10 protein-coding genes are annotated in these 13200 nt (G+C 76.3%); 5 read left to right on the top strand and 5 right to left on the bottom strand.

What is annotated here, in order from left to right; genetic code table 11:
* Positions 1-202: 202 nt before the first annotated feature.
* Positions 203-1774, top strand: a complete 1572-nt coding sequence (locus ACL02U_RS13105) for a cellulose binding domain-containing protein (RefSeq protein WP_412790937.1) — start codon at positions 203-205, stop codon at positions 1772-1774.
* Between the two features lie 240 nt (positions 1775-2014).
* On the opposite strand, the gene ACL02U_RS13100 is transcribed toward ACL02U_RS13105, so the two are convergent.
* Positions 2015-3778: a DEAD/DEAH box helicase gene (locus ACL02U_RS13100; protein WP_412790936.1), complete on the bottom strand. Its 1764-nt coding sequence runs from the start codon at positions 3776-3778 to the stop codon at positions 2015-2017.
* 87 nt (positions 3779-3865) lie between these two features.
* Positions 3866-4069, bottom strand: a complete 204-nt coding sequence (locus tag ACL02U_RS13095) for a cold-shock protein (RefSeq protein ID WP_412790935.1) — start codon at positions 4067-4069, stop codon at positions 3866-3868.
* A 469-nt stretch (positions 4070-4538) separates the two neighbouring features.
* Between ACL02U_RS13095 and rsgA the strand changes: the two genes are divergently transcribed.
* Positions 4539-5657, top strand: coding sequence for a ribosome small subunit-dependent GTPase A (gene rsgA, locus ACL02U_RS13090; protein ID WP_412790934.1), 1119 nt, complete (start codon positions 4539-4541; stop codon positions 5655-5657).
* Between the two features lie 179 nt (positions 5658-5836).
* Positions 5837-7240: an AlkA N-terminal domain-containing protein gene (locus ACL02U_RS13085; protein ID WP_412790958.1), complete on the top strand. Its 1404-nt coding sequence runs from the start codon at positions 5837-5839 to the stop codon at positions 7238-7240.
* Positions 7241-7322: 82 nt separating this feature from the next.
* Here the strand turns inward: ACL02U_RS13085 and ACL02U_RS13080 are convergent, their stop codons facing one another.
* Both ACL02U_RS13080 and ACL02U_RS13075 read right to left on the bottom strand, forming a co-directional pair.
* Positions 7323-7805: a DUF456 domain-containing protein gene (locus ACL02U_RS13080; protein ID WP_412790933.1), complete on the bottom strand. Its 483-nt coding sequence runs from the start codon at positions 7803-7805 to the stop codon at positions 7323-7325.
* Between the two features lie 36 nt (positions 7806-7841).
* Positions 7842-8822: a helix-turn-helix domain-containing protein gene (locus ACL02U_RS13075; protein WP_412790932.1), complete on the bottom strand. Its 981-nt coding sequence runs from the start codon at positions 8820-8822 to the stop codon at positions 7842-7844.
* Between the two features lie 343 nt (positions 8823-9165).
* Here ACL02U_RS13075 and ACL02U_RS13070 point away from each other — a divergent pair, with 343 nt between their 5' ends.
* Together ACL02U_RS13070 and ACL02U_RS13065 are read left to right on the top strand one after the other, a co-directional pair.
* A complete protein-coding gene (locus ACL02U_RS13070; protein ID WP_412790931.1) occupies positions 9166-10809 on the top strand; it encodes a protein phosphatase 2C domain-containing protein in 1644 nt (547 codons plus the stop codon).
* Between the two features lie 843 nt (positions 10810-11652).
* A complete protein-coding gene (locus ACL02U_RS13065; protein WP_412790957.1) occupies positions 11653-12075 on the top strand; it encodes an ATP-binding protein in 423 nt (140 codons plus the stop codon).
* A gap of 49 nt (positions 12076-12124) precedes the next feature.
* Here ACL02U_RS13065 and ACL02U_RS13060 read toward each other — a convergent pair whose 3' ends face one another.
* Positions 12125-13159 carry a DUF2637 domain-containing protein gene (locus tag ACL02U_RS13060; RefSeq protein ID WP_412790930.1) on the bottom strand — a complete coding sequence of 345 codons (1035 nt, stop codon included), beginning with the start codon at positions 13157-13159 and terminating at the stop codon, positions 12125-12127.
* Positions 13160-13200: the final 41 nt, after the last annotated feature.

The following is a 13200-nucleotide window of genomic DNA, read 5'->3' as shown; positions in this document are numbered from 1 at the left end:
GGGGCGGGCCGGTGAGCCGCCGGCGGGCCCCGCGCCGCTGCGATGCGGCCGCGGCCGGGGGCCCGCCGGTCCGTCAGACGCGCCCGAACAGGGCGCTTGTCAGCCGCCGCGGAACCGTGAAAAGGTCGGGCATCGCCGCGAGGCTCCCCAACGCCTCTGAGGGACGTGGCGAGTTGACTCCGCCTGTGGACGCAGGAGATCCATGCCCGACCTGCCGACCCCCAAGGACGCCACCGAGGCCGCGCAGTTCACCGAGTGCTGGGACGCAGTGCTCTGCTACGCCGGCCTCTGCGCGGCCGGTCCCGCCGACGCGCGGCAACTGGCCCGGGAGGCGTTCGCGTTCGGCATGCGGCAGGCCCGTGACGCCGGGTCCGCGATCCGGCGCGGCCCCGGCCGCCGCGCCGCGCGGCTGCCCCCGATCCCCCTGCTGCTGACCGCCGTCCGCCTGACGGCGGCCGATTGGGAGGCAGAAGGCCTGGGCGGCCGGCTCGACGCCGGTCTGCGCGGCTGGCTGCACTCGGACCGGGCCTCCCGCCACTCGGGGCCGTCGCCGCGCCGGCCGCCCGCGCTGCGCGGGCTGCACGCCCTGACCGAGGCGGACGCCGAACTGCTGTGGCTGGCGGAGGTGGAGGCGCTGCCGCCGCGCGCGGTGGCCAGACGACTCGGCCTCGCCCCGGCCGCAGCGGCCCAGGAGACCGAACGGGTGCGATCCGCGTTCCGGGACCGCTGCCGCAGGAACCACCTGGAAGCGCAGCTCGACGCCGCCTGCCGCAGCTATGCGCGCCTGCTCGACGCTGTCCTGCGCGATCCGGCCGCCGACGCCCCCGAGGACCTCGCCCGCCACCTGGCCTCCTGCGCGCACTGCGCCGAGACCGCCGACTGCCTCCGCCCGGACGGGGGCGGGGTGCCCGCGGCGCTGGCCGACGGGGTGATCGGATGGGGCGGCCGCGCCTACCTCGAGCGCCGCCGCCGGTCCGCCGAGGTGTGGAGCGGCGCTGACCTGCCGGCCCCGCCGGACCGGGGGTCCGAGGCGGTTCCGGCCGTCGGCGGCAGGGCGCGTCTGGGCCGGTGGGGAATCCTCGCGGCCGCCGCGCTCGTCTCCCTGGCCGCCCTGACCGTGTCGATGCTGCCGCTGGGCGGGTCCGGTCACGACACGCTCCGGAACGCCGGGAACGCCGCCGCCGACAGTCCCGCCGCGGGTGCCCCGGGCGGCGGCTCCGGCGACGGCCGCCCGGTCGCGGGTGCCGCACCGGTCCGGCCGCCGTCGCCGACCGCTTCCCCGGCCCCCTCGGCCCCCTCGGCCTCCTCGGCCGAGGTGTCGTCCTCGCCGCTGCCGGCGGCCACCGCCGCCGGGGTAACCGCCGGACGACCGGTGACCGTTGACGAGGGATCGGACCCGGAACCGCAGGGATCTCCCTCGGCCGCCGCCGGGGGCGGCGGAGGGGCCGGGGCGACGCCGTCCTGCGAGGTCGGCTACCGGGTGGTGAACCAGTGGTCGGGAGGCTTCCAGGCCGCGGTCACCCTCACCACCGCGGAAGCCCTCGACTCCTGGACGCTGACCTGGACCTTCCGGGACGGCCAGCGGGTCACGCAGACCTGGGACGCGAGCGCCGTTCAGAACGGCGACGTCGTGACCGTGACCGGCGCCGACTACGACAGTGCCGTACCCGCCGACGGCAGCCGCTCCTTCGGCTTCCTCGGTACCCGGGGAGCCGCGAACACCGCACCGTCCGGTATCGCCCTCAACGGCTCGCCCTGCGCCGTGACCGGTTGAGCCGAGCCGGCGCGACGAGCGCCGCCGAGCGGTGAACACGGCGGGGCGAGGCGCGCACAGCGGCACTCGGGTCGACCGCCTCCCGTCCCGAACTCGCCTTCCGCGCCGACCCGTTCTGCCCCGACCCGACCCGACCCGACCCGACCCGACCCGTCCCGACCCGACCAAACGCGTCTCGTCCCGACGCGTCCCGGCTCCGCGCGGCACGTGGGCCGCGTGGAGCCGGGACGGAACGGGACCTCAGCCTGCCGAGGTGCGACGGCCGGCCCGGCGGCCGGAGCCGCGGGCGCCGGAGCCGGCGCTGCCACCCGCCGGAGTGTCGGCCGCGGTGCGGCGACGCGGCCCGCGGCCCGTCCTGCCGGAGGTCTGGCCCGCGGACGCCTTGCCGGATGCCGCGCCGGTTCCCGGACCGGCTGCGGTGCGCCGCTCGGCGCCGCGTCCGCCGGTGCCGCCGGCACCGCCCGCGGCCCCGGAGGATCCCGCACGGCCGGAGGAGCCGCGCCCGCCGCCCCCCGACGAGGAGCCACCGGACGCCGCCGCCGCCCCGGGGGAGGCGCGGCGGTCGGAGCCCCGGCCCCCGGACCTGGCGGCGGTGCCCGCCGCGGTTCCGGGCTCGCCGCCGGTCCGGCGCCGCCGTCGGGACCGCCGGCCGGGCTTGCCGCCCGTCGCACGGTCCGGATCGGACGGCGCGGGCGCCGCCGGTTCGGGGACCGCGATGGTGACGGGCACGCCGGAGGGCTCGCGCGCGCCGGTGAGGGAGGCGAGTTCCGCGTCACCGGACTTGACGCGAGCAGTCCTCGGGCTCACGCCCGCGTCCGACATGAGCCGGGTGACGTCCCGCTTCTGGGCGGGCAGGACCAGGGTCACCACGCTGCCGGAGCCGCCCGCGCGCGCCGTGCGGCCGCCCCGGTGGAGGTAGTCCTTGTGGTCGGTGGGGGGATCGACGTTGACGACGAGGTCGAGATCGTCGACGTGTATGCCGCGGGCTGCGACGTTCGTCGCGACCAGGGCGGTGACCTGCCCGTTCCTGAACTGCTCCAGGGTGCGGTTGCGCTGCGGCTGGGAGCGGCCGCCGTGCAGGGCCGCGGCGCGGACCCCCACGGCCAGGAGCCGCTTGGCGAGCCGGTCGGCGGACCTCTTGGTGTCGAGGAAGAGGATCACCCGGCCGTCACGGGCGGCGATGCGCGTGGTGACGGCCTTCTTGTCGGTCTCGTCCTGAAGGTGGAGCACATGGTGCTCCATGGTGGTCACCGCGCCCGCCGAGGGGTCCACCGAGTGGACCACGGGATCGGTCAGGAACCGCTGCACCAGCCGGTCGATGTTGCGGTCCAGGGTGGCGGAGAAGAGCATCCGCTGGCCGTCCGGCCGCACGCGCTGGATCAGCCGGGTGATCTGCGGCAGGAAGCCCATGTCGGTCATCTGGTCGGCCTCGTCCAGCACCGTGATGCCCACCCGGTCGAGCAGGCAGTCCCCGCGCTCCACCAGGTCGTTGAGCCTGCCGGGGGTCGCCACCAGCACCTCGGCGCCGCGCCGCAGCGTCTGCGCCTGCTTGTTCAGCGACAGCCCGCCGACCACCGTGGCCAGCCGCAGGTCGACCGCCGTCGCGTAGGGCGTCAGCGCGTCGGTCACCTGCTGGGCGAGTTCCCGGGTCGGTACCAGCACCAGGGCGAGGGGTGCCCTGGACTCCGCACGCAGTCCCGCCGTGCGCGCCAGGAGCGCGAGTCCGAACGCGAGGGTCTTGCCGGAGCCGGTGCGCCCCCGGCCCAGCAGGTCACGACCGGAGAGCGAGTTGGGCAGCGTGGCCGCCTGGATGGGGAACGGGGTGGTGACGCCCTGCGCGGTCAGGGTCCTCAGCAGTGCCGGGGGCATGTCCAGGTCCGCGAAGGCCTCGACGGCGGGAAGAGCGGGGGTCGTGCTTTCCGGCAGCCGGAACTCCCTGGGCGACGACGCGGACGATGGGGGTGACGAGGCGCGCCGGTTCGGCTTCTGGGGCCTGCGGGACATGCGGTGGTGTGCCTTCCTGGAAACAGCGCAAACCGGGGTCCGCACCGTGACGGTGCGGACCCCGGCGAGCGGATACGCGTCCTGCGATCAGGCGGGGACGATGTTCTCCGCCTGCGGGCCCTTCTGGCCCTGCGTGACGTCGAAGTTGACCCGCTGGCCCTCCTGGAGCTCACGGAAGCCCTGGGTCGCGATGTTCGAGTAGTGGGCGAAGACGTCGGGGCCGCCGCCGTCCTGCGCGATGAAACCGAAACCCTTTTCAGAGTTGAACCACTTCACGGTTCCCTGTGCCATGACCTTCTCCGTTCTGTAGGCAGAGGCCCCATCCGGAGATGCCGGAAACACAAATAATGCGCCTGCGGGAGAAACATTCCTGTCAGGCGCACATAGGTTCATGGGTACCACAACTGCAACTCCAAAACCGTAGCACAGCCCGGCGGCCGCCGCGGACAACCCGCGCCCCCGCGTGGCTCCGCCGACCAGGGCGGCAGCCCGGCGGCCCCCCGCATCGGTGCGACCGCGTAAATCGGTGGCATCGGCGCGCCCGCCGGTCTACGGTGAGGACGACTTCGCACGGAGGCCCGCCGGCCGCCGCTGCCGACCGGACGAGGAATGGGAGGTGTGACCGATGGCCGTCTTTGCGACGGGCGCTGCCCGCGACCGGAAGTCCGTCCACTCCACCTCCGTGGTCTCCGGCTGATCCTTCCTGCTTCTTCGCGCCCGTGAGTGCGCGCGGCCGGGGCCGCCCTGTGAAGGGTTCCCCTTGAATCTCTCGTCTTCTTCTGCTTCTTCCGCTTCTTCCGCTTGGTCGCACCCTCTCGCCGGCTACGGCTGGGACGAGGAGTGGGAGGCCGCTTTCACCCCGTTCGCCGAGCAGGGCCTCCTGCCCGGCCGTGTGGTGCGGGTCGACCGCGGTCTGTGTGACGTCGTCACCGACGGCGGCACCGTGCGGGCGGACACCGCCTTCGTCACCCCGCACGACCCGATGCGGGTGGTGTGCACCGGTGACTGGGTCGCCGTCGAGCCCGGCGGCAGCCCCCGCTACGTGCGGACGTACCTGCCGCGCCGTACCGCCTTCGTGCGCTCCACCTCCTCCAAGCGCTCCGAGGGGCAGATCCTCGCCGCCAACGTCGACCACGCGATCGTCGCCGTCTCGCTCGCGGCCGAAATCGACCTCGGCCGCATCGAACGGTTCCTCGCCCTCGCCTGGGAGTCCGGCGCGCAGCCCGCGGTGGTGCTCACCAAGGCCGACCTCGTCCCGGACGCGGTGACGCGTGCGCATCTCGTCCAGGACGTGGAGACCTCGGCCCCCGGGGTGCCGGTGCTCGCCGTCAGCGCCGCGCACGCGGAGGGCCTGGACGCGGTGGCCGCCGTCGTCTCCGGCGGCACGTCGGTGCTGCTCGGGCAGTCCGGCGCGGGCAAGTCGACCCTCGCCAACGCGCTGCTCGGCGAGGACGTGATGGACGTCCGGGGCATCCGGGACGTCGACGGCAAGGGCCGCCACACCACCACCACCCGCAACCTGCTCGCCCTGCCCGGCGGGGGAGTCCTCATCGACACGCCGGGGCTGCGCGGCGTCGGCCTGTGGGACGCCGGGACCGGCGTCGGGCAGGTCTTCGCCGAGATCGAGGAACTCGCCGAGCGGTGCCGCTTCCAGGACTGCGCCCACGCCACCGAGCCCGGCTGCGCGGTCACCGCGGCGGTCGACGCCGGCGAGCTGCCGGTGCGCCGGCTGGAGAGCTACCGCAAGCTCATGCGGGAGAACCAGCGGATCGTCGCCAAGACCGACGCCCGGCTGCGCGCCGAGATCCGCAAGGACTGGAAGCGCAGGAGCGCGGCGGGGCGCGCGGCGATGGAGGCGAAGCGCGGCCGCCTGAGGTAGCCGCCCCCGCGCACCGCCCCCGCGTCCACTGCCCCCGCGTCCACCGCCCCCGCCCCCGCCGCGGCCCCGCGGCTGCCGATCGGGGCGCGGCGGGCGGGGGCCGCGGGCCGCCAGCGGCGGACACCACGTCCGATTTCCGCAGGCGGCTACGCCGCCCCGGGCGGACACTTGATCCCGTGATGGACGAGGACACCAGGTACGAGGCGGTGTGCAGCCGGGACGGCCGGTTCGACGGCGCGTTCTTCTTCGCTGTTCGGACCACCGGCATCTACTGCCGGCCGAGCTGCCCCGCCGTCACACCGAAACGATCCAACGTGCTGTTCTTCGCGACCGCCGCCGCCGCGCAGGGCTCCGGTTTCCGGGCCTGCCGGCGGTGCCGCCCGGACGCCGTGCCCGGCTCGGCCGATCACAACGCCCGCGCCGACGTCGTCGGCCGCGCCGTGCGGCTGATCGGCGACGGTGTGGTGGACCGGGAGGGAGTCGGAGGCCTGGCCGCCCGGCTCGGCTACAGCGCCCGCCAGGTGCAGCGGCAGCTCACCGCCGAACTGGGCGCCGGTCCGATCGCCCTCGCCCGCGCCCAGCGGGCGCACACCGCACGCGTGCTGCTGCAGACCACCGGCCTGCCGATCACCGCGATCGCGTTCGCCTCCGGCTTCGCCAGCGTGCGGCAGTTCAACGACACCATGCGGACGGTGTACGCCGCGACACCGAGCGCCCTGCGGGCCGCGGCGCCCGGGCCCCGCGCCGCGGCCGGGCCGACCGCCGGGATCCCCCTGCGGCTCGCCCATCGCGGCCCGTACCGGGCCGGCCCGCTGTTCGACCTGCTGCAGAGCCAGGCGCTGGCCGGGGTGGAGGAGGTCACCGGCCCCCGCGGGGCACGCACCTACCGGCGCACCCTCCGGCTGCCGTACGGCACCGCCGTCGCCGCCGTCGACGAGCGGGGCGGCGCTGCTGCCTCCGGCGGCGCCACCCGTCCCGGCGGTTGGCTGCGGGCCCGGCTGCACCTGACCGACCCGCGCGACCTCACCACGGCCGTGCAGCGGCTGCGCCGCCTGTTCGACCTGGACGCCGACCCGTACGCCGTGGACGGGCGCCTCGGTGCCGACCCGTGCCTCGCGCCCCTGGTCGCCGCCCGCCCGGGTCTGCGCTCGCCCGGTGCCGCCGACCCGGAGGAGCTGGCGCTTCGGGCCCTGGCCGGCCGGGCGGCGGCGGAACGGCTGGTGCGGCAGTACGGAAAGGCACTCGACGCCCCGTCCGGCGGCCTCACCCACGTCTTCCCCGAACCGGCCGCGCTCGCCGACGGCGAACCCGGCGGCCGGGTGGCCGGGCTCGCCGCCGCACTCGCGGAGGGCGCGGTGCGCCTGGACCCGGGCGTCGACCGGGACGAGGCCCGGCGGGCCCTGCTCGCCGTTCCCGGTGTGGACGCCGCCACGGCCGCCGTCGTGCGGGCCCGCGCCCTCGGCGACCCCGACGTCGCTCCGCCGGGAGCCGACGTCCCCGACTCCTGGCGCCCGTGGCGCACGTACGCGGTGCTGCACCTGGTGGCGGCGGGCCGGTGGACCGCCCGCCCCCCGCGGAACTGACGGGCCCGCGGCACCGGCGGGGTGCGCGTCCCCGGCCCGCCGCCCCGGTACGCCCACCGCCCCGGTACGCCCCTCCGCCCCCTCACCCCCAGATGACCGCGCCCAGCCACGCCCCCGCGATCAGCAGGCAGGTGAACAGTTCCGCCAGCACGCTCCAGCCGCCCGAGCGCATCGCCGTCCGCACGGCCGCCCTGGCGTCGCCGTGGCGGCCCAGCCGCAGCCGTTCGCACAGGTAGATCCCGCCGAGGAAGCCCGGGATCGCGCCGACGACGGGGATCATCACGAACCCGGCCAGCGCGCCGGTGCCGGCGCAGACGGCCATCCGCGGCGTGGCGCCGCTCCGCCGCAGCCGGCGCGGCGGCAGCGCCCAGCGCACCACCTGGGAGAGCAGCAGCACCGCAGTGGCCCCCACCAGCACCGCCCAGGCGATCGGCTCGGGGTCCTTGAGCGCCCACCACAGCACCGCGGCCCACACCAGCCACGACCCCGGCACGCCGGGCACCAGCACCCCGCACAGTCCGAACAGCAGGACCAGGCCGACGAGCAGGAGTTCCCAGACTCCCATCTGCCCAGAGTGCCGGACTCGGGCCCGGGACGCAGGTCATCCGCGCTCGACCCAGCCCCGCTCGCGGGCGTGCCAGCCGAGTTGCAGCCGGGTCGTCACCCCGGCCAGCCCCATCAGCCGCTTCACCCGGCGCTGCACGGTCCTCAGCCCGAGGTCGAGCTGTTTGGCGACGCTCGCGTCGGTCAGTCCGGCCAGCAGCAGGCCGAGGATCTGCAGGTCGGTGCCGTCGGGTCCGTCCGGGCCCGCCTCGGCGATCCCGGACCGCCCCAGCCGCAGCGGCAGGGCGTCCCGCCACACCGAGTCGAACAGCCCGGACAGCAGCTCCAGCAGCCCGCTCGCGTGGACGACGAGCGCCGCGGGCTCGGTGGTGCGCCCGGTGAGCGGTACCAGGGCGAGCGAGCGGTCGGCCACCACCAGCTCGGTCGGCACCTCGTCCGCCACCCGCACCTGCTCGCCCCGGGAGAGCGCGGCCCTCAGCTCGTTCAGCCCGGACGGCAGCGCGAGGACCGTCCGCTCCACCACCACCCGGTAGCGCACCCCGCGGCGGGCGGCCTGCTCCTCGGCGTCGTTCTCCGTGCCGGAGACCACCGGCGGGGCACCGGTGACCAGGGCGCACACCTCCCGGCACGCCCCCAGCTGCAGTTGCAGGAACCGCTGGGCGACCGCGGCCGCGCCGGTCACCACCTCCACCAGGTCGTGCACGGCGGGCTCGGCGGCAGCGGCCCGGTACTCCTCGGCGAGCAGCGCGGCCCCGAGCTCCGCCCGCTCCAGCTCGTGCCGCCGCTGCCTGAGCAGGGCACCCAGTGCCATGCCCGGCGGGGCGGCGACCCAGCGCCCGGCCCGCGCGGAGGAGCGGGCGGCCAGGCCCTGCCGCTCCAGCCGGCGCAGGGCCCGTTCGGCCTCGGGCTCACCGAGCGCCAGCCGCCTGGCCAGGTCGGGCACATCGGCCGCGCCCAGGGACACCAGCGCCCGGTACGCCGACTCGTGGGTGTCGTCCAGCCCTATCGCTGCCAGCATCAGTGCTCGTTCCCTCTCCCGCCGCCACCGTCCCCGTCGGCGTGCCGGCGGCGGGGACGGCCCGGAGCGACGACCCCGCCGCCGCTCCCGCCGCTCCCGGCGCCACCGTGCCACCACCCGTACCACGCCGGTACCACCCGTCACTCTGCCCAACTGCGGGCGCGGCAGCCCCACGTTTCCCGCCACCTCGGGTCGGACCGCCGGTCCGTGCGGCGGTCCCGCCGAGCCGGAATAGGAACCACTGTTCTGCGCCATACGCGACACGCCGCAGGACGGGGGAGTACGGGGCCGGATTTTCCCGATGACCCGGTTTCGGACGGCCCGCGCGGTAGAGAATCGAGGCATGAACCAGCAGGGGGGAAGGCCCGCCGGGCGCGAGGACGACTGGTGGGCCCAGTTGTACGACGAGACCACCGAGGACGCGGGTCCCGCCCCCGCACCCGATTCGCTGGACGACCGCTTCGCCTCGGCGGCCGGAACGCTGGCGGAGCGACCCGGTACGGACGGGTCCCCGAGCGAGGACCGGGTGCCGCGGGACGCGGTGCCCCAGCAGCGGAGGCCGACGCCCCGGAGCGGGGAGCGGGCACGCGGCGGAACCGGGGAAGGCCGGGCGGCGGCGCCGAGCGAGTCGCCCGCGGACGGCACCTCCGGTCCCGGCGGATTCGGTCCCGGCACCTCCGGTCCCGGCGGATCCGACTCCGACCGCGCGGTCCTGCCGCGCGCGCCGTGGGAGCCGCCGCCCGCCGCCGAGGAACCGACGGCTCAATCCTCCCGGCCCGTGTCCGCGGGCTCTTCCGCCGCGGTGCCTCGAGCCGAGGACCGCGAGCCCGACGGGCCCGCAGACCTGCGGGAACCGCCCGCCGTCGACCCCCGGGCACCGGCGGCCGCCCCCGCGGCCTCCGGCACCTCCCCCGCCGCGTCCGGAACGCGGGCGGCCCCGCGTTCCGGCGACCCGGCCGGGATGCCCGCCGGAGCGGTCGACCGCACCGGGTCCCGCGGCGACCCGGCCGCCCCGCCCCCCGCCCCCGTGCCCCACCTCGGTTCGGGCCCGCCCACCTACGACGCCGAACCCACCGCGCTCCCGCAGGCCGATCCCGACGCCCTGGACGCCCTGGTGGCCGACACCGTGCTGGACGGGGCCCGGTACGGCGCGGGCACGCTGCGGGCGGTGTCCGTGCGCGGGGACTCCGCGCGGTACCGGGGCGAGCCGCGTCGGGACTCGCTGCTCACCGCCCGCTTCGGCACCGGCGACCAGGCACTGCTGCTGGTCGCGATGGCGACCGGCGCGCGGGCCACCTCCGGGGCGCATCTGGCGGCCGCCGAGGCGTGCCGGTGGATCGGCCGTGCGGTGGGCCGCAGCCATGCGCGGCTCGTGGAGGACATCCGGGAGGCCCGGCGCGGTGAGCTGAAGTCCGGGCTGCACCGGCTGACCGATCGCAGCCTCGGCAGGCTGCGCGCCGGCGCCGCCGAGCAGGGTCTGGAGCCGCAGGAGTACTCCGCGAGCCTGCGCTGCCTGCTGCTGCCCGCCGACCCGGAGTGCCGTGTCCGGGTGTTCTTCGGCGTCGGTCCCGGTGGGCTGTTCCGGCTGCGGGACGGGGGGTGGCAGGACATCGAGCCGGCGGTCGGCGAGGTCGCCGGGGAACCGGTGGTCGGGTACGGTTCGCCGCCCGCCGCGACGGCGGGCGGCGACCGTCTCACCATGGACCTCGGTATTCCGGCCCCGCCCCGACCGTACGAGCCGGCTCCGGAGCCGGCGCGCGAGCCGTTCCGGTTCCGCGCGTCCGTGGCCCGCCCCGGGGACGTACTGCTGATGTGCACGGAGGGTCTCGCCGAACCGCTCCGCGGTGAGCGGGAACTTCCCGGATACCTTGCCGGCCGGTGGCGCGAACCCGCCCCACCCGGCCTGGCGGCCTTCCTCGCCGACGCCCAGGTACGGGTCAAGGGGTACGCCGACGACCGCACGGCGGCTGCCGTCTGGGAGGCCTGAGACGGGTTGCAGCGTGTCGCGCCGGGCAGCACCGACCGCCCCCGGGGCGGCCGGGTGCGGGCGTGGCGGGTGCGGGGACGCCGTTGCGGCCGCGGGGGATGCGCTGGTTTCCGGCCAGATTCGCCGGGTGCCGAGGTCGACCCGGCACGGGATGCCGGGGCGCTGGGGGCGCGGCCGGGACCGGCCCGGTCCGGTTCCGGATCCTGCTCCGGGCCGGACCGCCGGAGCCGCCCCGCCGCGCCGGGTGCCGCGGGGTGGGCGCCCGAGCGACGCCGTCCGGGCGCCGCGTCCGCAGGGGCGCGGGCGCCCGGGCGCGCACGGCCACCGGAGCGCCGCCACATGCGGCAGCCGCCGCCGGACCGCACGCCGGGGGCGCCGTCCACCGGCCCCGGACCGTGCGGCCGGGAGCACTGCTCTCCCCGCTCCCGCCACCGTGCCGAAGCCTCCGGCGCGGCCCGCGAGCGGCCCGCCGGTACCTGCCCGCGGGGTTGCCCGGATGCCGCGGGGCGACCGCCCGGGCACCCGCTGCCGGCCTCGGGCGGGTGGCCGAACACCTGGTCGTCGACGATTCGACAGGACTGCCGTCCGGCGCGCCGGGCAAACATCCCCGTGAACGCGTTCGAGCAGGAGGGACCGGACATCGGCACGCGGGCGGGGGCCATGAAGAGGCAGGCACGGGGCAGCGGAACCACGGTCATCGGGGTCACCCCGGTACAGGCGAGCACGGTACACACGACAACGGTGCCGACGGGCACGGCGCAGCCGGCCGCGGTCCGCACGGGTACGGCACAGCCGGCCGCCCCGTCCGGCAGGTCGTCGGACGGCAGGTCGCCGGCCGGCACGGTGGAGGAAGAGGCCGGGGAACTCGCCGACCGAACGGGAGGGGCGCGGCTGGAACGCAGACTCCGGCGGGCGGACCTGAAGGCGGTCCCGGAGGCCCGCCGGGCGCTGCGGGAACTGCTCGGGCAGTGGGGCGGACCCGACCGGGCGGCGACGGCGGAGTTGCTGACCAGCGAACTCGTCACCAACGCGCTCGTGCACACCGATCACGAGGCGGTACTGACGGCCACCGTCGGACCCCGCTCCCTCCGGGTGGAGGTGCGCGACCTCGTGGCCCGCAGGCCCCGGCTGCACGTGCCGCACGCCGACGACGGTACGCACGGCCGGGGCCTGTTCCTCGTGCAGTCCCTCGCGGACGCCTGGGGCGTCAGTCCGCACGGACTCGGCAAGACCGTGTGGTTCGAACTCGGCGCGGACACCGCCTGAGGAAGGCCGGAGGGCGGCAGGCCGTCCGAGGCCCAGGCTGCCCGGGCGGCTAACCGAACTGCTGCTCCAGGTCCTTCAGCTTGCGCTCCAGCGAGTCGAGCCTCGGCAGGGCCTGGGTGTCGTCCTCGGCGGTGAGGTCGATGGGGTCAGCGGCTCCGTTGCGCACCGGCTGAAGGGAGGGGCGGGCGCGGACGGGCAGTGGCTCCGGCGCCGATATGGCAGGCTCCGCGGGGACCCGTTCCGGCTCCCGCTCGACCTGCACCTCCACCTGGCGTCCGCCACGGCCGGGGAACGGCCGGTGGCCCCTGCTGATGGCCTTGAGCTGGGCGCGCTCCACACGCTCCTTCTCGCGCCGGAGACGACGCGTCTCCTCCTTCTGCCGCTTGTCCTCGCGCACCTCGTCCACGGCCTCGTCCAGGCTCCGCACGCCCTCCAGGAGCATCAGCGACCAGGCGCGGTAGGTCTCGCGCGGGGCCCGCAGCCAGCGCACTATGCGGATCTGCGGCAGCGGCCGGGGGATCAGGCCCTGCTCGCGCAGCGCCGCCCGGCGGGTCTGCTTCAGCGCCCGGTCGAACAGCACCGCCGCGGACAGGGACATGCCGGAGAAGAACTGCGGTGCGCCGTCGTGGCCCATGCCGCGCGGTGCGTGCACCCAGTTGAACCAGGCCGCCGCGCCCGCGAACGTCCACACGAGTATCCGGCTGCCGAGCGCCGCGTCGCCGTGGCTGGCCTCGCGCACCGCGAGCACCGAACAGAACATGGCCGCCCCGTCCAGGCCGAAGGGGACGAGGTACTCCCAGCCGCCGGTCAGGTTCAGGTTCTGCTGGCCGAAGCCGACCAGTCCGTGGAAGGACAGTGCGGCGGCCACCGCCGCACAGCAGAACAGCAGCACGTAGGAGGCGGTGCCGTAGACGGCCTCCTTGCGCCTGCGGCGCTCCTCGGCACGCTCCCACGAGTCTTCCGTCTTCGCGTGCTCCCCGGAGGCGCGCTTACCGCGCGCGAGCACCGCCACCGCCGCCAGCATTCCCAGGAGCAGTACGGCGCCCGGAAGCAGCCAGTTCAGCGATATGTCGGTCAGTCTCATCTGGGGTCCCTTGCATTGGGATAGGGCGTAACGCCCGCCAT

It is taken from the genome of Streptomyces sp. MS06 (assembly GCF_047200655.1).
In the GTDB taxonomy this organism is placed as follows: Bacteria; Actinomycetota; Actinomycetes; order Streptomycetales; family Streptomycetaceae; genus Streptomyces.
Note: the sequence above shows the minus strand (reverse complement) of the source record. Positions and strands in the feature narration are given on the sequence as shown.